We start from the raw sequence: 18,826 nt of genomic DNA, 5'->3' as shown, positions 1-18,826 counted from the left end.
GCTCCATATCAATCACTATTAACAAATATTAACTCAAAAGTTGCTATTCGTTCAGCTTAAGCACCGCAAGGAAGGCCTCTTGTGGCACTTCAACGTTACCCACCTGCTTCATGCGTTTCTTACCCTCTTTCTGCTTATTAAGCAGTTTCTTCTTACGCGATACGTCACCGCCGTAACATTTAGCCGTTACGTCTTTACGTAGCGCTTTAACCGAAGAACGGGCAATAATTTGGCTACCGATAGCCGCCTGAATGGCGATATCGAACATCTGGCGTGGAATAAGCTCTTTCATCTTATTCACCAAGGCAAGACCTTGGTAGCGCACATTCGTCTTATGCAAAATCATCGCTAACGCATCGACGCGGTCACCGTTAATCAACACATCAAGACGTACCATGTCTGCAGGCTCAAAACGCTTGAAGTTATATTCAAGCGACGCATAACCCCGACTGGTTGACTTTAGGCGATCGAAGAAATCCATCACAACTTCAGCCATTGGCATATCATAGGTGATCGCCACTTGATTACCGTGGTACACCATATTCGTTTGCACACCACGCTTTTCAACACAAAGGGTGATCACGTTACCTAAATACTCTTTAGGCACCAAAATGTTGGTTTCAACAATCGGCTCACGCATCTCTTCGATATTATTCAGTGCTGGCAGATCTGACGGGTTGTCAACGTAGATAGTGTCACCTTTGGTGGTCACTACTTCGTAAACCACTGTTGGCGCAGTCGTGATCAGGTCAAGATTATATTCACGCTCTAGACGCTCTTGAATAATCTCCATGTGCAGCAGACCGAGGTAACCAATACGGAAACCAAAACCAAGCGCTGATGATGTTTCTGGCTCAAAAAACAGCGATGCATCATTAAGGCTTAATTTATTGAGTGCATCACGGAAGTTTTCATAGTCATCAGTTGAAATAGGGAAAACACCGGCATAAACCTGCGGCTTAACCTTTTTAAAACCAGGTAGCGGCTTTTCTGCACCATGCTTGGCTAAGGTTAAGGTATCCCCCACTGGCGCACCGTGGATCTCTTTAATACCCGCAATAACAAAACCAACTTCGCCAGTGTTCAATGCACCAGTATCGGTTTGTTTCGGTGTAAAAATGCCAACACGATCAGCGGTGTGAGTTTGACCAGTCGACATTACTTTAAACTTATCGCCTTTCTTCAGCGAACCGTTCTTAATGCGCACCAGCGATACAACCCCCAGATAGCTGTCAAACCAAGAGTCAATGATCAGCGCTTGCAGCGGCGCTTCTGGATCGCCCTCTGGTGGTGGAATTTGTGCAACAATTGTCTCTAGGACTTCGTTAATCCCAACACCGGTTTTAGCAGAGCAACGCACAGCATCGGTGGCTTCAATCCCAACGATATCTTCAATCTCTTCGGCTACGCGCTCAGGATCAGCTTGCGGTAGGTCAATCTTATTCAAGATTGGCACCACGTGTAGATCCATTTCCAATGCGGTATAACAGTTTGCTAACGTTTGGGCTTCTACACCTTGTCCTGCATCCACGACTAACAGTGCGCCTTCACAGGCCGCAAGTGAACGCGACACCTCATAGGAAAAATCCACATGGCCAGGCGTATCAATAAAATTAAGCTGATAAGTCTCACCATCGTTCGCCTTGTAATCGAGTGTGACACTCTGGGCTTTAATGGTAATACCACGCTCACGTTCAAGATCCATAGAATCCAAAACTTGCGCCGCCATTTCGCGGTCAGACAAGCCACCGCAATCTTGGATAAGACGGTCAGATAGGGTTGATTTGCCGTGGTCAATATGGGCAATAATCGAAAAGTTTCTAATATGCTTCATTATGCGAAATGACTAAACTCAAGTTGAAAATAATCTAAAAGTGCCGAATTGTACCCGATCAGGCCACTAATACCAATTGGAATCATGCCTAGCGATAAAAATTTGGCAGTAATTAAGGGTTAATTTGATGTGGAAAGCGTCTGTCCCAAACGTCCCAGAATGATGGGCTGGCTATTGGTTTCTAACTTACGCGCCCAGCGCCGTCCTAACAACCATGCACTAACGCCCCCAAGAAGGGCTGCAAGCACAATCAAACCATCTCCTGTAGCAATGTCTAACACAGGAAAAGCAAAACGCGCCACACTCGCGCCCACAAAGAGTCCAAGCAGTGGCAACAGATACACGATCGCTGCCGCTTTAAGAATGACGCTTTCAGGTAATCCTAACTTAAGTAGCTCACCAGTATGGTACTCGCCTTGGGCTTGCACAGAGAATTGCTGAACTTTTGGTGAAAAAGCCTTAGACACAGCAGAGGTGCCACAAGATTCATTGTTCTCACAATGATTACATGCGTTTTTAACTTTAACTTCGACCCTAACCCAACCGTCAGCGTCGCAATCAATGACCTTAGCCACCTCTTCCATCATCAGGTATTTACTCTATGGTAATGCTTTTAGCTATTCGGGTTAAGGTTTCTGCAGGCACTTTACCCACAGCAACCACCTCTGCATTACCAACTCGTTCGGTCGCTAGAGACAGGCCGTTACGGGTCATCAACTCTTCTGGCATGGCTGTATCTCCCGCCCGAGCGACATATACAGAAATGTTGGCTAGCCCGTCACTGAGCGCAATATATTCCACCGATTCATGACTGCCAATCAATCTATGATTATCTTTGACTAGTATTTTAAACCCTTGTGGTAACCATTTAAATTGCCAGTTATCGCCTTTTTCGCGCGTTGGTTGCGCCATAATTGCAGGCCAATCTTGCTTATAGGCTTCGTGTAAAATAGCAGGGGCTTCTTCTAGCACAATCAACTCGACAACCAATATCTGCTCAAGTAACTGTTTATCAAGATTAAGCATGTCATAGCGCAATGGCAGATAAGTATCCATATCAAGCCACACTTGATAGCCATAGCGATTTTCATCGTTTGGGATAATACGCACAAGTTGACTAGGGCGCCCAGCAAGGCGGCTTCTTCCACCTAATACAAACTGGTAGCCTGCTTCTAATACTGAAATATCACCGGCAAATGCTGGCGGTAACACACCTTGAATTCGGTTGGCTTGTACGCTATACGCAGGCTGATCATGCTCAATAAACGTAACGGTATCACCGACTCTGACAGCATTCTTTGGCGGTCCATTTAGATGTTCGAGGAAGGCAACTTCCTGTTGTTCAACTTTTCCGTGGATATAAACGAGGGGACGAATGTGATCCGCTTGCAGCTGGATCAAAGACATTTTGAACTCTTGCCCTTTTAGGGCCAGACTCATATTTTCCAACCAAGCTTTTGCAGACAACTCTTCAGCAGAGCTGGGCAGAGCAAGGACAATCAGGGCCAACCAGATAAGACGCAAGCTAACTCCTTAAAAAATGCACCCCCTTGTACTGCAATTTAGCAAGCACAAGGGATTGTAATAGCTTCTAGTGATTCACCGGAACCGGCACTAAGTCACTATTGTCCTCTATTTTGTCACTATTATTCAATCTTTGTTGGAGCATATGATCTTGAATGTAGGTATTAATGCGATGACGCTGCTCCATCATTTGATCGTTAGTGAAGCTTTGATTCTGTTGCACTGGCCCCGTTTGCAAGCTGACTGGCGACGCGCTACCAATCAATGGACGCGTATTTAATACAGGTAAAGGCGACGCGTCGATTTCTGGCGATTGATTATAATTTTGCACACCAACGACAGCGACTAATGCAACACTTGCAGCGATGGCATACTGCCCAAACTGCTTAAACATTGGAATCACATTGGCTAACTTCTTCGTCGCGACATCAGTCTGCGGCGCAGCTTTTGGCGCGATAATCGTAGGTTCGTTTTCAATAGCTGCAGCAATGTTGGCACTCAAGTCGAGATCGAGCATCTTGGGCAGTTCGCCACGCATTGCATCACCTATGATGTGATAATCACGCCACTGTTCATGTGAATCCGTATCGGCAGCTAATTCAGCCATCATCTGCTTGTCGACTTCGCCATCGACGGCAGCGGATACCCACTCCTGACCTAATTTATCCATTTATCACCCATTCAAATTTAATGAACTTATATAAACTATTTAGCGCTCCAGCAACGGCTGTAGCTGCTTATCAATGGCTTCCCGAGCACGAAAGATCCGCGATCTCACGGTACCCACAGGACACTCCATCACATTAGCAATCTCTTCGTAGCTCATGCCATCAAGCTCTCGCAGCGAGATTGCCATTTTTAACTCTTCAGGCAAGTTGTCTAATGTATTGAAAACCACTTTCTGAATTTCATCTGACAGCATTAAACGCTCTGGAGAGGCAAACTCTTTAAGCGCATCACTGCCATCATAATATTCGGCTTCTTCTGCATCGACATCGTTGGCTGGCGCTCGCCGGCCTTGTGCCACTAAATGATTTTTTGCAGTATTGACTGCAATTCGGTACAACCAAGTGTAAAAAGCACTTTCCCCTCTAAAATTAGGCAATGCGCGGTAGGCTTTAATAAACGCCTCTTGAGCCACATCTGCCACATCGGCCTGATTACGTACATAACGTGATATCAGGTTGATGACTTTACTCTGGTATTTTTGTACCAGCAGGTTAAAGGCGTTTTTATCTCCTTGTTGAACACGTTCAACTAGTTGTTGATCACTTATCTGTCCACTCATCCGAGCCGACTACTCCTAAATCTAAAATGCTGATTTCTCAGTCGCTCGAATCATATTCACATATGTAGACTAGCCCACATCGAAAAAGTTCTAAAAAAATTGGCATTAATTGAATTTATTTTCTAAAGCCACGCCTATATCCATATTTTTCATCATGGTTTAACATAGCCAATACTCGCATAACTTACCATGATACCTGATGAAACAAGTAGTTGAACACCAATCTGACGTTTTGGTTATCGGCAGCGGTGCTGCAGGTCTAACTTTAGCTTTGCATCTCGCTGAAAAAGCAAAAGTTATCTTATTGTCTAAAGGGCCACTAAGCGAAGGGTCCACCTATTACGCCCAAGGCGGCATCGCCTCGGTGTTCGACGCAGAGGATACCATTGAATCCCATGTCGCCGATACGTTAGTTGCCGGTGCGGGGCTATGTGACAAAGAAGTTGTGACCTTTACCGCCGAAAATGCCAAAAGCTCAATGGAGTGGTTGATCCAGTGCGGCGTAGCCTTTGATAAAGAGGAAGGTTTTGAGGGTGACGCTAGTAATGCCCCCTACCACCTGACGCGTGAAGGTGGACACAGTCATCGCCGTATTTTGCATGCTGCAGACGCCACGGGTAAGGAGGTGCAAGTCACATTGCAAGAGCGTGCGCTCACTCACCCTAATATCCAAGTGCTTGAACGTTATAACGCAATCGATTTAATCACTTCTCGAAAACTTAAACGCCCCGGCAACCGCGTACTCGGCGCATATGTGTGGAATCGCGACCAAGAGCATGTTGAAACGGTCAAAGCACGATTTGTAGCCTTAGCCACTGGTGGCTGTTCTAAAGTCTATCAATACACCTCCAACCCGGATATTGCTTCTGGAGATGGTATTGCTATGGCATGGCGCTCAGGTTGCCGCGTAGCCAATATGGAATTCAACCAGTTTCATCCAACTTGCCTCTACCATGCCGATGCTCGTAACTTCCTACTTACCGAGGCACTTCGAGGTGAAGGCGCTTATTTACGTCGCCCAGATGGCAGTCGCTTTATGCCTGAATTTGATGAGCGTGGCGAATTAGCACCGCGAGATATCGTCGCTCGCGCCATTGACTATGAGATGAAACGTCTAGGTTCAGATTGTGTCTATCTAGACATTACTCATAAACCCGCCGATTTTGTGATTAAACATTTCCCAACGATTCACAAGCGCTGTTTGGAACTGGGTATCGATATCACTAAAGAACCGATTCCAGTGGTACCCGCCGCCCATTACACTTGTGGTGGTGTCATGACAGATCTACACGGACAAACCGATCTCAATGGTCTTTATGCTATCGGCGAAGTGGCGTATACGGGTCTTCATGGTGCCAATCGTTTGGCCAGTAATTCACTATTAGAGTGTCTGGTGTTTGCTCGAGCAGCAGGCGAAGATATCGAAAGCCAACTTGAAAAAATCCCAATGCCAGGCGAGCTTCCTGCATGGGATGAAAGCCAAGTGTCTAACTCTGATGAAGAGGTGGTTATTGCCCATAACTGGCATGAATTGCGTTTATTCATGTGGGATTATGTCGGCATTGTTCGCTCTGACAAGCGATTAGAACGTGCCTTGAGACGCTGCGCGATGCTACAACAAGAGATCCAGGAATATTACAGTAACTTCAGGGTCAGTAATAACTTGCTCGAACTGCGTAACCTTGTGCAGGTTGCCGAACTGATTATTCGCTGCGCAATGGAGCGTAAAGAGAGCCGAGGCCTCCACTACAACATAGATCATCCCAATAAGTCAGATGATCCGACCCCAACGATTCTGTTGCCAGATTAACCATGGGCTAACACCAGACGACACAGGTGACGATAACTTGTGTCGTCTAACATGTCTCGCCACACAATCACAAAATGGCTGCTTTGGTCATTTTTAAGTTGAAAAACCACCGCAAATGGGCTCACCCAGAAACGTTTCAGTTGGCAGGAGATGTTAGGCTTGCTGAGTCCCGCCTTGCCCGCTTCATCAATCCAGAAGCTACAATGCCAGGTCTTTAATTGATAAAACTGCCAGCCTAAGTAGCTTAATAGCAGCATCGCACAGGCATAGCGTAAAATGATATACCAAGTGATGGTAAATGATGGCCAAGCAAGAAAGGAGGTTAAACAGATTGAAGTAAAAACGACCAACGACAAGCGTTGGTCGATAGAAGCGGTAATGCTAAAGTTATGGCGCTGGACGACCACGGACTTGTACTATCATCGCGGCAAGCTCTGCATCAGGGCAGGCTTCATGACCCATAAACCATGCAAACAATTCAGGATCTTCACACTCTAATAACCGAATAAAGATGGCTTTAGCTTGGTCAGACAAGCTTTCATATTGAGTCTCAACAAAGGGTTGAAACAACACATCAAGCTCTAACATACCACGGCGGCACGCCCATCTTACTCTGGCAATGTTCATCGTCTCTAACACGCGACTACTCCCTTATCTACTATTGGCGCTAGTGTACCAGCAACCCTTTAGGCTTCACACCGTTTTTATAAACGTTGAACTTGCAAATCTTTACCTGCAAACAGGTCGGTAAAGTCAGTTTCAAGCAAGCGTTTAACTGCTGGATGTTGGATCATTCGCTCGGCAAACATAACATGATAAACCTCTTTAATATCAGTGGTCTCACCCAGTAAGAACATATCATGCGCCAAGATATCTTGCTTATAGATAGAAGGAGCAACAAAAATACCTTGATGAAAATAACCAAAGGCTTTCATCATCGCTGCATCATCAAACTCGCCAAGAATAGTCACGTTGAGGCCATTTTCATCAAACCAATGATGTAACTGCTGGCCCAGAGAAGTTCGCTTACCTGGAATAAGCAACTTACCTAACTCCAAACACTCAGGAAAAGGCTTGTCATATTGCTCAGAAGAGAAGAAAGCGACACCACACTCACCCAACTTTTTCGACAAAATCTCAGGGTACTTAAGAGACTCGCCAGCACAATCTGACAAGATCATATCTAACTTATGAGCACGTAAGCGCTCCATTAAGCTTTCGTGAGTGGCTTCAAAACACGCTAAGTGCATCGAGCCATCGCTTGGCACCACAGATAACAACACCCGACTGGCGAGTGCTTTCGACAACGCATCGGCAATCCCCACTTCAAACAGGATGTTATTATCTTTTTGATAATTTAAGAGGTCCAACATCTCATAGCTAAGGCTGAACATCTTATCTGCATACCGAAATACCAACTCTCCCAGTTCAGTAGGTTCCAGTGATCGGCCCGCTCGTTTAAACAAACTGCCATTTAAGCGGTTTTCCAGTACTCGAATTTGACCAGTAACGGTTTGTGGTGTGAGGCAAAGAGCCTCGGCAGCCTTAGCTACCGAGCCTTTCTTATGAACCATCCAGAAATAATACAGATGGTTATAGTTAAGGTGTGACATCAAATCAATGATTCCAGTTACTGAAGACGCTGACAATCCATCAAGCTATACATCACCGCGTTGAGTTCATCGATATTACTAATACTCCCCTCTGAAAACGCCTCGGCTAATCCGGTAACCAACACCTCTCTGTCGGGGATACGACTTTCACAATAGGTACGGTTAGCTTCTTCAAAACGCTTACCACTGCGATATTTCAGCGCTCTAGATTCATAACCATCAGATTCTATGCGTTTACCTGTGGCATTTGGCTTATACATCAAGGCACCATCGACCACGCCTTCTAGGTAGTAGTGGCACGACACACTGTTGATATCCGTATTACATGCTTCAAGTTGAGTGGCTGATGCGCCAGCAACCATCCCCAATGACAACATTGCAGCGACTATGTGAGTTTTCATACTTTTTCTCCTTTCTCAGGTAGAACCTTCGATAACCAGAAGTAACCGACTACCGCAGACAGAATCGAACCAGTCAAAATGCCTAACCGTGCTACATCACCATACACCTCCCCTTCGCCGACAAAGGCAAGGGATGAGATAAACATCGACATGGTGAAACCTATACCACACATCACTGCAACTGGAGCAATGTGGCGCCAGCCCATTCCCTCAGGAAGTACTGCGAGTTTCAACTTGACAGCAAGATAACTAAAGAACAACACACCAAGTGGTTTACCTAGGAATAAACCTAATGCAATGCCCACTGGTACTGGTGATAATAGATCACTGACGCTCATCCCGCTTAAATCAACACCAGCGTTCGCAAAAGCAAAAATCGGCAGAATCATAAAGGTACTCCAAGGATGCAGGCCATGCTCTAAGCTCTCCGAAGGTGAGCTACCATCTTTGGCTCGTAATGGAATACAAAACGCAATTATAACGCCGGCTAGCGTTGCATGAACGCCAGATTTAAGTACAGCAATCCAAAGAATAAGCCCAACGACACCATAAGGGCCGAGTGCCGTGACTCCTCTGCGATTTAAGGCTATTAATGCCATAATAGCAACCGCCGCTATGATCAAACTAATGGTTGATAAATCAGTGCTATAAAACATAGCAATAATCACCACTACACCCAAGTCATCTATGATTGCCAGTGCAAGTAAGAACACTTTTAGAGCAACCGGTACACGACTGCCCAGCAGCGCCATGATCCCTAGAGCAAACGCAATATCGGTGGCCGCAGGAATTGCCCAACCAACCTGAGTCAGCGAGTCGGAATAGTTAAAAATCAGATAAATCGCGGCCGGAAAAACCATACCACCAATCGCGGCAAACGTCGGCAAAGAGGCCTGTTCACGGCTAGACAATGCGCCTTCAAGTAGCTCACGCTTCACTTCAAGTCCAATAAGCATGAAAAACAGTGCCATGAGTCCGTCATTAATCCAGTGGATTAGTGTTTTATCTATGTCTAGGCTGCCCACACGGATCTGCATCTCTGTGTGTAAAAAGCCCTGATACACTCCAGAAAGTGGCGAGTTCGCCATCAGCATCGCCAACAGGACGGCGCCCATCAACAAAATACCACCTGCAGATTCTTGGCTTAAAAAATTCCTAATAGCCTTTTCCATAACAACACTCCATTAAAACGTAATGTATTGAGTCTAGCGGAATGCAATCGCGCTGAATAATCGTTTGCATCGGCATTAAACATCGGTAATTCCGAAGTATTGAGTGTAGCTAGCTAACACTAAGTAATCAACTAAACATTCTTTGAATGGAGAACGGTGTACTTGAAAAGGTTTATGTGAGTGACTTCACATAAAACAATGAAGTAGGAGTGGCATATTTTTATGCAGTTAAAACAAATAAAGCGCCATTAACTCATCAAGTATAATGTCGCTTTACCTCAGTATTTTCGGGATGTTGTACCAAGATGGCTCAACATGAGTCTAGCCAGTGGGCATTACACCGAAAAAGGATATTTTATCGCTTCGTGATGTTCATAACCGATGACCTCAAAATCATCCATGGTCACCCAAGTTTCAATGTCATGCAAAGACTTGATGTCAGGATTGATGTGCAGTTGCGGTGATGGCATGGGTTCGCGCTTTAGTTGCACATTTTGCATCAGGTCCAGTTGATCTTCATAAATGTGGGCGTTAACAATCTTATGATAAGCCGTGCCCGCTTTCTTGCCAGTAATTTGCGCAATGAGGGCTAGCAGGGCAAAGACTTGAACCTGATTAAAGTTCAACCCTAGAGGTACATCACAAGAGCGCTGGAAACTGTTTAAGTAGAGTGTATCGCCAAGCAGCGAAAAATTATGGGTATGCATACAAGGGCGCAAGCAACCCATATGAAACTCCCCAGGGTTATAAAAACTCAAGATCTCACCACGATCATCAATCCCCTTAGAGAGGTTATCAACGATCTTCTTCAGTTGATCGATACTACCGCCATCAGGTTTGCTCCACGCCCTTCCCTGCACTCCATAGACTCGCCCCATATCATCCAAGCCTTTACGGTGAGAATTGTTGAGCCACGCACTATTTTCATTGGCATTAGCATCCCAGGTTTTCGCTCCCAGCTTTCTAAAGTCTGCCGCATTATCATAACCGCGCAGATAACCCAGCATTTCAGCAATAGCACCTTTCCAAAAACTCTTCCGTGTCGTGATAAGCGGAAACTCGTTACGGTCAACTCGATACACCAAATCGGCATTAATCACGGTTAGGCAACGCTTACCAGTGCGTTCGTTTTCAACCCAAACACCCTCATCGATAATTCGGTGACAAAGATCCAAATACTGTTTCATTATTCCATACTCAAAATGTCAAAAAGTTGTTCACACTGCCTAATACCACTGGCAACATCAAAAATGTGCGCTAGCTAACGACGAGTTTCAAACCCGTTAGAATCAGCATCAATGCAAAAATACGTTTAAGCCTTGCTATCGGCCATACACTCGCCGCCTTTGCACCCACAGGGGCCATTAACATAGAGGTACTAACGATACCCACTAACGCAGGCAGATAAATATAACCAAGCATATAATCGGGTAGCCCAGTGGTGCCCCAACCAGCGATAATATAACTAATACTGCCAAACGTAGCGATCATCAATCCTGTCACCGAAGAAAACCCAATAGCTTGACGCATCTGGGTGCCACACCAACACAGAAATGGGATCAACAAAATACCGCCACCTATGCCCATTAATGCTGCGACCACCGCGATAACCATCGCAGCCACAAATAGGTATGGAGCTTTGGGAAGTTCACGTTCCGCGGCTTTAGGGCTAACAGGAAACATCATCTGTATCGCCATTAGGATCACAAATACCGCAAAGGTTTGTTTCAATGCACTGGCAGAAAACATCTCGGCAATAAAACCCGCTCCCAATGCTCCAATGACAAAAGCAGGCAGCATAATTTTTAGCAGTGGCCAAGGAATATTGCCACGGGAGTGATGCGCGCGAGCAGAAGAGAGAGAGGTTAAAATAATGGCTGCGAGCGATGTAGCAATAGCCACATGAGTCAGATATTCAGGGGCCACACCTGCTTTGGGTAATAAATAGAGCAGTACCGGGACGGCAATAACACCACCGCCAATGCCAAGCAACCCGGCCATAAAGCCAATAAAGGCACCCAGGGCAATACAACTCAACAATATGGTTAACATAACTTCTCAATAGCCCCGACCAAAAAAGAGCTTTAGCTTAAAGTAAAAAGCCCCTGAATGAAAATCTCATATTTGGTTATAAAAACTCATCTAACTGTGCAGCCTTTAAGTAAGCGGTGACCAATTGACGAACTTCTGTACCATTAGTAAGAGAGAGCGCCTTATCGAGCAATTCACTTAAATCCGCATAGGAAACACGGCGGATCAGATAGTTAATTTTTGCCAAGCTGCCTTGGTTCATACTCAGCTGATCATATCCCATGGCCACCAACAAAATGACCCCAATAGGCTCACCCGCCAATTCGCCACACACGCTCACAGGCAACTGGTATTTATCGCAATCAATGCGTGCATGCTTGAGTGCCCGCAATATGCCAGGATGATAGCAGTCATACAGGGTACTGACTCTAGGGTTATTGCGATCCACCGCTAACAAGTATTGCGTTAAGTCATTCGAGCCCACCGAAACAAAATCAACTCGTTTTGCCACTTCTTCAAGTTGAAACAATAATGCTGGCACCTCTAACATAATGCCAATCTTGGGTCGAACCAGATGAGGATGCAGATCTTGCTTTACTTCAAGGTAAGCCTGCTCCAAATAGGCAATAGCCTGATCGACCTCGTCGAGACAGCAAACCATTGGCAGCAATATATGCAGCTGATCTCTGGCGGCAGATGCATTCAACATTGCTCGTAATTGCACTAAAAACAGCTCAGGATGATCTAAGGTCAAACGGATACCCCGCCAACCTAAAAATGGGTTTTCTTCAATGATCGGCAAATAAGATAATGGTTTATCACCACCAACGTCGAGGGTACGCATCACTACTGGTCGCCCTATCGCTGCATCGAGCACCTGCTTATACACCTCAACCTGCTCAGATTCGCTGGGAAATCTAGGCTGAAGCATAAACGGAATTTCGGTGCGATACAGTCCGATACCATCAGCCCCTTCTGCAATCTCTGATGCTAAACTGCTTAATAGCCCAGCATTTAGATAAAGGTGGACTCGTCGCTCATCTAAAGTTTTTGCCGGCAGGGGTAATTCGTCGCTAAAGCGTTTTTGTAAGGCTTTCTCAGCAGAAATAAGCTGGCGATACTCGCGAATGAGGGTAGGAGTGGGGGAAACAAGCACCTGCCCCCTAGTGGCATTCAACACCAGTTGTTTGCCATCTATACCTGCGTTGAGTACTCCCTCAACCCCTATGATTGCAGGAACCCCAAACGCGCGAGCTAAGATAGCAGCATGTGAATTCACTCCGCCTAGCTCTGTGACAATCCCGACCAATTTATGCTGCGGGAACTCGGCCAACATGGTAGCGGTCGCTTCTTTAGTCACTAAAATCACAGGCACATCCAGCTCGATGTGCATTTTTTGTGGTTCAATTAACTGGCGTAATACTCGCTGACCTAAATCACGAATATCGTTGGCCCGCTCTTGCAAATAGGGATCTTGCATCTGCTGGAACTGCGCAATATAGCGCAAGGACACGCGACTCACCGCCGACACGGCACTTAGACCTTGTGCAACCTCCCTAGCATATTCGCCCCCCAAGCTCGTGTCATCAAGCAGTAGCAACAGCGCGGAGAATATCGATTGAACCTCTTTCTCATTCTCGCCATCAAAACGCTGTGACAAACCACTAAGGGTATTACGACACGCAGAGAGTGCTTGCTGCAGCATAGCTTGCTCAGCGTTAATATCGCTAGCAAAAGTGTCAGGTTGTTCAAGGGGAATGTCGGCTCCCAACACCATAGCATGGGCAATGACCACACCGTTCGCTGCAGTCGTGCCGCTGTAGTACAGCTGGTTTGGTGCTGATGCAACTTCGGCACGCTTGCGCTGCTCGCGGACCGTCATTGCCAACTGCGCCGCTAAGGTCATTAAGAAAGCTTCTTCTGCTTCACTAAATTGACGCGCCTCAGCTTGCTGTACAACCAGTACACCAATGATCAATTTTTGATAGATAATGGGCACGGCCAAAAAGGCACGGAAGCTATCTTCAGCGACTTCACTGAAGAGCTTAAAGCGAGGATGCAGATGTGCATCGGCAACGTTGACGGGTTCTTCACGCTCGGCAACCAAGCCGACCAAGCCTTGAGTCACAGGCATCTTAACATTGCCAATGGCATTAGGATCTAAACCATCGGTGGCAGACAGCACCAGCTCATGCTCCTCTAAAATATAGATAGAGCAACACTGGGTTGCCATAGCGAGTTTTGTTTGGGTAACCAATAGAGATAAGGCTGATTGAAGATCATCGGCAGATGCAACTGCCTGGGTGATGTCTCTTAGAGTTTTTAACACAGCCTAAATCTCCATATCTATTATCTGCGGCGACCTCTTCTTCTGCCACTGTGGGAATGCTCTTGCATCTGAAACGGCAATGCCGTGGGTGCAAACTCCTTCATAACCTTACGGTATACATCACGTTTAAAGGAGACGACTTGCCGCACTGGATACCAATAACTGACCCAGCGCCAATCATCGAATTCAGGGTGACCACTGGCAGCCAAATTAATCGCCGACTCTTGACTCTTTAACTGTAATAAAAACCACTTCTGCTTTTGACCGATACACAAAGGTTTACTGTCTTGCCTAATTAATCGTTTAGGTAATCTATAACGCAACCAGGAACGAGTTGAGGTTAAAATTTGAACATGTTCAGGTCTTAACCCAACCTCTTCATACAACTCCCGATACATGGCTTGCTCGGCGGTTTCGCCTTCATCAACGCCACCCTGCGGGAATTGCCAGGAATGCTGACCAAATCGTCTAGCCCACATAACCTGCCCAAAGCGATTACAGATAATGATGCCTACATTTGCACGAAAGCCGTCACTATCAATCACATGGACTCCAAATTGAAATATTCTAATGGATCGATTGTTTCACAAAGCAGCGTCCTCGGCAATTGTCTCTTATCAGATATTATTTGGATAAAAAACAAAAATATTTTATTTTATCAACAGAGGCTGGGCGATGGTCATAAGGATATCCACAAAATCTGTGGATATCTCTGTTTGAAACTCTGTTGAAAATGTTATTTATCTCTATTCCGCTTAAAATAACAACGATCCACTACCCTCTCAAACAACAATTAAACCCATGTTTAATATAGATAATTAAAAAGGATCTGAGCAAAAAGCAAGCAGCACAAACTGGATCGAACGAAATTTAACCACCCTGTGGGATTGAGAATATCTGTAATAACAAACCACAAGGTTATTCACAGGTAAATATTTTTATCCATCAAAATGTGAGTAAAACTTGCCTTACTTAGGCTTGACAAGCGGTTGCAAAATGCTTTTCACGATCTTTTATCACAGTTATCCAATATTTCTGTGGATAACTATGTTGGAAACGCTGGGGAAATAAAAGAGTAACTATAATGAACCTAGCCTAAGCCCTATGCTATAAACAAATTACCACTTACATTTCAACATTTTAAGCGCAAAGCTTTCAATATAGATTATTATTTACTGATGGTGTGTGATTTTTAACCACGATTGATTAACTGACTAACTTAAGTAAAATTATCCCATGATAACCAATCCATGCCCCCCACAATCTGTTGCAGAGCTGATGCAACGAGCCCATGAGATGGCAGGCCTAACCTTAGGCCAGCTGGCGAACCTGCACAATATCCCAGTCCCTAATAATCTTAAACGAGATAAAGGTTGGATAGGCCAACTCATTGAACATGAACTCGGGGCAATAGCGGGTTCAAAGCCCGAACAGGACTTTCTCCACTTAGGAATAGAGTTAAAGACAATTCCAGTGGATGCGAACGGTAAACCCATGGAAACCACCTATGTTACCGTCGCCCCTTTAATCGATATCCAAGGGCTGAGATGGCAAGACAGTGTGGTTTATCATAAGTTGCAGCGTGTGCTGTGGATACCCGTCGAAGGCGATAGATCGATTGCGGTGGCCGATCGACATATTGGCACCCCTATTTTATGGACACCTTCACAACAAGAGTTTGAGATGATCCGCCAAGATTGGGAAGAGATCATGGAGCTGATAGCGTTAGGAAAAGTAGAACAGATCACCGCACGCCATGGTGAGGTGTTACAACTGCGTCCTAAAGGGGCAAGTAGCCGCTCAGTGACACTCAGTATCGCTCAAGATGGTCAAAATAAATTAACCAATCCTAGAGGCTTTTACTTAAAAATCGCCTTCACTCACCAAATACTCTGTAAGCATCTTAAATAAAAAGGACTCAATAATCCCAAAAAGGCATAAGTAATCCGCAACCGCGGGGATTTATGCTGCTTTTTTAACGCATATGGACTTCATTTGACTTAGATCACAAATATCACTGGAAATTGTAGGGGTGTTTTCTATACACTAGCGCATCCTGAATTATCAGCTGCATTAGGGTATTACTTTCACTGTGAGAGCGCGCATTCAAGCAAAAAAGCTTATATTTGCCATTTTCGCTTGGGCAATTGCCATGGGGGCATTTGTCTTTTTCCGCTATGCGCAAAGCCCTGAGCTACCTCAGTGGGCCGTAGGCACCGCCGATCTCGCCACCCTTGCAATCTATATGGGTATTATCTTTGGTAGCTTGCACTGGATGTCCAATCTGATTGCTGACTTCAGCGCAATTAATCGTCTTCCCTATCTGTTTTCGGTGATTTTCAAAGGTCTGTTCCTCCTGCTAGGCGCCACCACACTGGCTTACATGACCCAATTTTTAAATATGTGGGCGATTGAAAACCACATGGCAACCTTGAGGCAGATGCTAACAGCGCATATTCTCTATAGCCCATCATTTCAGGCGCTTATCATCTACTTGGTGGTCGTGCGGGTTGGATTAGCATTTATCGAGCAGATGGCACTCCTTGTGGGGCCCAGAGTCTTGCTGAATATTGGCTTAGGTAAATACCATAAACCACGCTATGAACAGCGATTATTCCTCTATCTAGACATGGTCGCGTCAACGACGCATGCCGAGTCTTTAGGTGATTACCGCTTTAGTCGTCTCATTCAAGACTGTTTCAGTCTGCTGTCTGATACAGTGGTCAATAATGATGCTGAGATCTATCGCTACATGGGCGATGCTGTACTGATCCACTGGCCATTAGAGAACGGTATCATCGAAGATCGCAGTTTTAATATCTACTACGACTTTAGTCAGCAACTTAATTGGCAACGTAAATATTTCGAAGAACAGTATGGCTTTGTGCCTAAGTTCAAGGCTGCAGCCCATTGTGGACAAGTTGTTGCTGCGGTCGTAGGAGTACAAAAGCAGGAGATCAGTTTCTTTAGCGATGTACTAAATACCTTAGCTCGCCTACAGGATCAGTGTAATCCCCTTGGGCAACGCATGTTGATCTCTGGCACGTTACAATCACTGATCGATACCAGTACCAGCCACTTTGATTTCAATAACCTCGGGCCGATAAAACTTAAAGGGAAACAATACTCAATTGAAGTATTTGGTGTTTCCCCTAAAGGGTCAAATCAGTAATTAAGCTTTAGGCTTTGCCAACAACTGCTCAATCGCACTGCCCAAGGTTCTAAAGGTCATAATGCGACTCGACGTTTGACGCCAAACTAAACCTATATCTCGGTATGGTGTTTCGCCCGGTGGCGCCATCACGGCTAACTCAGTATCGTTCAATATCCCTGCATCAATCGCCATTTGGGGTAAAAATGTAGTTCCAAGCTTGCTGTTCACCATCTGTACTAATGTATGCAAACTGGTTGCGGCAAACGGGTTAATTTTTTCACTGTCTCCCAAACGACAAGCACTAATAGCATGACCCGTAATACAGTGTTCAGACTGCAGTAAAAAAATACTCTCATCGGGTAAATTTTTGTAGTCGATAGGCTGCACCGTTTCGGCCGATAGCTCCTCGTGCATCACCATCTTAAATGGATCAATCCCCACCTTCATGCTGTGGTAGCCACTAGTGTCAGCAGGCAAAGCCAATAGCAACAGATCTAACTCGCCCTTACCTAACGCATCGAGTAATCGCTCTGTGGTATCTTCTTTTAAAAACAGCGTTAATGCGGGGTATTCGCTCTGACAATGCTTCACCACACGGCTAAGCAAAAAAGGCGCAATAGTTGGAATACAACCCAAGCGTATATCGCCAGTCATTGGCTCGCCTTGATGTTTCACCAATTCCACTAAGTCATCGACATCCGTCAGTAACTTACGCGAGCGCAGCACCACCTCTTCGCCAATAGCAGTAAAGATGAATGACTTATGGTCACGCTCGATGAGCTGATGTCCTAACTGCTCTTCAAGGTTTTGAATACCACTGGATAGGGTTGACTGGCTGACATGACACAACTTTGCCGCTCGGTTGAAATTTTGCTCTTGATAGAGATTAACTAAATAGTAGAGGTTCTTTAAACTCGGAAGATGTTTCATAAAATCGATTACCAACTTTAATTTACATTCAAATAATCTATCTAACTCTAGCATAAAGTGCGAGCAAACTTGCCATGGCCTTTAACTTATTTGCGATAACGAGCACACAATCTGTAGCCACGACCACTCAGACTCAGCCAATAGTTGTATAGATGCGCTATCCCTTTGCTGCAGGTAATAAAAAGCCCCTGAAGATTACTCTTCAAGGGCTTTAGCGATAATCCAAAAATCAAATTATGCTTTTGATTCTAAATACTGTTTTAGCTCTGCTAAATCTTTGCTCGCATTGTCTACAATTGCTTGCAACCAAGCGTCATGGCCTTGAGACCATTCGGCGGCTTCACCATGTTGCAATAACTGCGCATACTGCTGAATACGCTTCAAACCTACAGATCCTGCAGCGCCCTTAAACTTATGAGCTTCAGAACATAAGGTATCTTTGTCTTGTGCTTCTTTAGCATTGACCAGATTGCCGACATACTCAGGCATTAGCTGTTCAAATAAGACGACACTTTTCAGCAACGTACCAGCGCCAATTGCACTGCAGTACTGCTCTAGTGTGTTAAGATCCAATATTGATTCTAACTCAGCTGTTGCCATATCAAGGCACCTCTCGAAATAATGCTTACTTTATAAGAACTAAATTTACTCCATAATACCTTCTATAATTGCAGGTGCAACTAATTGAAGCATATGCTAGTAAAAACCTCTGTTATTTAACGAACTCGCAACTTTACATT

General features: G+C 45.2%; 19 protein-coding genes. 3 read left to right on the top strand and 16 right to left on the bottom strand.

Going from position 1 to position 18,826, the window contains the following annotated elements:
• Window positions 1-43: 43 nt before the first annotated feature.
• The 5 genes from lepA to rpoE all read right to left on the bottom strand — a co-directional run bounded on the left by lepA (window position 44) and on the right by rpoE (window position 4,646).
• Window positions 44-1,834, bottom strand: coding sequence for a translation elongation factor 4 (gene lepA, locus BEL05_RS16825; protein WP_069671876.1), 1,791 nt, complete (start codon window positions 1,832-1,834; stop codon window positions 44-46).
• Window positions 1,835-1,953: 119 nt separating this feature from the next.
• On the bottom strand, window positions 1,954-2,421 hold the full coding sequence (locus tag BEL05_RS16820; RefSeq protein ID WP_069671875.1) for a SoxR reducing system RseC family protein: 468 nt from the start codon (window positions 2,419-2,421) through the stop codon (window positions 1,954-1,956).
• A 7-nt stretch (window positions 2,422-2,428) separates the two neighbouring features.
• Window positions 2,429-3,358, bottom strand: a complete 930-nt coding sequence (locus BEL05_RS16815) for a MucB/RseB C-terminal domain-containing protein (protein WP_028762741.1) — start codon at window positions 3,356-3,358, stop codon at window positions 2,429-2,431.
• Between the two features lie 67 nt (window positions 3,359-3,425).
• Window positions 3,426-4,028, bottom strand: coding sequence for a sigma-E factor negative regulatory protein (locus BEL05_RS16810; protein WP_069671874.1), 603 nt, complete (start codon window positions 4,026-4,028; stop codon window positions 3,426-3,428).
• 39 nt (window positions 4,029-4,067) lie between these two features.
• Window positions 4,068-4,646 (bottom strand): RNA polymerase sigma factor RpoE, encoded by a 579-nt coding sequence (rpoE, locus tag BEL05_RS16805; RefSeq protein ID WP_069671873.1) that lies wholly within the window; start codon window positions 4,644-4,646, stop codon window positions 4,068-4,070.
• Window positions 4,647-4,845: 199 nt separating this feature from the next.
• On the opposite strand from rpoE, the gene nadB reads away from it, so the two are divergent.
• Complete coding sequence (gene nadB, locus BEL05_RS16800) at window positions 4,846-6,456, top strand: L-aspartate oxidase (protein ID WP_028762738.1); 1,611 nt, start codon at window positions 4,846-4,848, stop codon at window positions 6,454-6,456.
• On the opposite strand, the gene BEL05_RS16795 is transcribed toward nadB, so the two are convergent.
• From BEL05_RS16795 to rppH, 9 genes are all read right to left on the bottom strand, one after another.
• The gene (locus tag BEL05_RS16795) at window positions 6,453-6,863 is read right to left on the bottom strand and encodes a protein YgfX (protein ID WP_069671872.1); all 411 of its coding nucleotides are present in this window, start codon (window positions 6,861-6,863) and stop codon (window positions 6,453-6,455) included. The genes nadB and BEL05_RS16795 overlap by 4 nt on opposite strands.
• A complete protein-coding gene (locus BEL05_RS16790) occupies window positions 6,844-7,083 on the bottom strand; it encodes an FAD assembly factor SdhE (protein ID WP_028762736.1) in 240 nt (79 codons plus the stop codon). Before BEL05_RS16790 ends, BEL05_RS16795 begins: the two co-directional genes overlap by 20 nt.
• Before the next feature lie 77 nt (window positions 7,084-7,160).
• Window positions 7,161-8,069 (bottom strand): transcriptional activator NhaR, encoded by a 909-nt coding sequence (gene nhaR, locus BEL05_RS16785; RefSeq protein ID WP_028762735.1) that lies wholly within the window; start codon window positions 8,067-8,069, stop codon window positions 7,161-7,163.
• 17 nt (window positions 8,070-8,086) lie between these two features.
• The gene (locus BEL05_RS16780; RefSeq protein ID WP_037428016.1) at window positions 8,087-8,470 is read right to left on the bottom strand and encodes a VOC family protein; all 384 of its coding nucleotides are present in this window, start codon (window positions 8,468-8,470) and stop codon (window positions 8,087-8,089) included.
• Window positions 8,467-9,642 carry a Na+/H+ antiporter NhaA gene (gene nhaA / locus BEL05_RS16775; RefSeq protein ID WP_069671871.1) on the bottom strand — a complete coding sequence of 392 codons (1,176 nt, stop codon included), beginning with the start codon at window positions 9,640-9,642 and terminating at the stop codon, window positions 8,467-8,469. The genes BEL05_RS16780 and nhaA overlap by 4 nt, the downstream gene beginning before the upstream one ends.
• 335 nt (window positions 9,643-9,977) lie before the next feature.
• Window positions 9,978-10,829, bottom strand: coding sequence for a thymidylate synthase (locus BEL05_RS16770; RefSeq protein ID WP_069671870.1), 852 nt, complete (start codon window positions 10,827-10,829; stop codon window positions 9,978-9,980).
• A gap of 70 nt (window positions 10,830-10,899) precedes the next feature.
• Window positions 10,900-11,694, bottom strand: coding sequence for a sulfite exporter TauE/SafE family protein (locus BEL05_RS16765; protein ID WP_028762731.1), 795 nt, complete (start codon window positions 11,692-11,694; stop codon window positions 10,900-10,902).
• 76 nt (window positions 11,695-11,770) lie between these two features.
• Window positions 11,771-14,002, bottom strand: coding sequence for a phosphoenolpyruvate--protein phosphotransferase (ptsP, locus tag BEL05_RS16760; protein WP_069671869.1), 2,232 nt, complete (start codon window positions 14,000-14,002; stop codon window positions 11,771-11,773).
• Between the two features lie 20 nt (window positions 14,003-14,022).
• Complete coding sequence (rppH, locus tag BEL05_RS16755; protein WP_028762730.1) at window positions 14,023-14,547, bottom strand: RNA pyrophosphohydrolase; 525 nt, start codon at window positions 14,545-14,547, stop codon at window positions 14,023-14,025.
• A 694-nt stretch (window positions 14,548-15,241) separates the two neighbouring features.
• On the opposite strand from rppH, the gene mutH reads away from it, so the two are divergent.
• Entirely contained in the window at window positions 15,242-15,913 is a 672-nt protein-coding gene (gene mutH, locus BEL05_RS16750; RefSeq protein ID WP_373316136.1) for a DNA mismatch repair endonuclease MutH, read from the top strand.
• 181 nt (window positions 15,914-16,094) lie between these two features.
• Window positions 16,095-17,174 carry an adenylate/guanylate cyclase domain-containing protein gene (locus BEL05_RS16745; protein ID WP_028762728.1) on the top strand — a complete coding sequence of 360 codons (1,080 nt, stop codon included), beginning with the start codon at window positions 16,095-16,097 and terminating at the stop codon, window positions 17,172-17,174.
• Here BEL05_RS16745 and oxyR read toward each other — a convergent pair whose 3' ends face one another.
• Entirely contained in the window at window positions 17,175-18,086 is a 912-nt protein-coding gene (gene oxyR / locus BEL05_RS16740; protein ID WP_069671978.1) for a hydrogen peroxide-inducible genes transcriptional activator OxyR, read from the bottom strand.
• Window positions 18,087-18,320: 234 nt separating this feature from the next.
• Window positions 18,321-18,686 carry an Hpt domain-containing protein gene (locus BEL05_RS16735; protein ID WP_069671868.1) on the bottom strand — a complete coding sequence of 122 codons (366 nt, stop codon included), beginning with the start codon at window positions 18,684-18,686 and terminating at the stop codon, window positions 18,321-18,323.
• Between the last annotated feature and the right edge of the window lie 140 nt (window positions 18,687-18,826).

Source organism: Shewanella colwelliana (assembly GCF_001735525.1).
Taxonomy (GTDB): Bacteria; Pseudomonadota; Gammaproteobacteria; order Enterobacterales; family Shewanellaceae; genus Shewanella; species Shewanella colwelliana.
This window is presented reverse-complemented; position numbering and strand designations above follow the sequence as displayed.

Bases quoted from the DNA above. Each gene is read 5' to 3' on its own strand.
- lepA (WP_069671876.1), bottom strand. From the start codon at position 1,834: ATGAAGCATATTAGAAACTTTTCGATTATTGCCCATATTGACCACGGC.
- BEL05_RS16820 (WP_069671875.1), bottom strand. From the start codon at position 2,421: ATGATGGAAGAGGTGGCTAAGGTCATTGATTGCGACGCTGACGGTTGG.
- BEL05_RS16810 (WP_069671874.1), bottom strand. From the start codon at position 4,028: ATGGATAAATTAGGTCAGGAGTGGGTATCCGCTGCCGTCGATGGCGAA.
- rpoE (WP_069671873.1), bottom strand. From the start codon at position 4,646: ATGAGTGGACAGATAAGTGATCAACAACTAGTTGAACGTGTTCAACAA.
- nadB (WP_028762738.1), top strand. From the start codon at position 4,846: ATGAAACAAGTAGTTGAACACCAATCTGACGTTTTGGTTATCGGCAGC.
- BEL05_RS16790 (WP_028762736.1), bottom strand. From the start codon at position 7,083: ATGAACATTGCCAGAGTAAGATGGGCGTGCCGCCGTGGTATGTTAGAG.
- nhaR (WP_028762735.1), bottom strand. From the start codon at position 8,069: ATGTCACACCTTAACTATAACCATCTGTATTATTTCTGGATGGTTCAT.
- BEL05_RS16780 (WP_037428016.1), bottom strand. From the start codon at position 8,470: ATGAAAACTCACATAGTCGCTGCAATGTTGTCATTGGGGATGGTTGCT.
- nhaA (WP_069671871.1), bottom strand. From the start codon at position 9,642: ATGGAAAAGGCTATTAGGAATTTTTTAAGCCAAGAATCTGCAGGTGGT.
- BEL05_RS16770 (WP_069671870.1), bottom strand. From the start codon at position 10,829: ATGAAACAGTATTTGGATCTTTGTCACCGAATTATCGATGAGGGTGTT.
- BEL05_RS16765 (WP_028762731.1), bottom strand. From the start codon at position 11,694: ATGTTAACCATATTGTTGAGTTGTATTGCCCTGGGTGCCTTTATTGGC.
- oxyR (WP_069671978.1), bottom strand. From the start codon at position 18,086: ATGAAACATCTTCCGAGTTTAAAGAACCTCTACTATTTAGTTAATCTC.
- BEL05_RS16735 (WP_069671868.1), bottom strand. From the start codon at position 18,686: ATGGCAACAGCTGAGTTAGAATCAATATTGGATCTTAACACACTAGAG.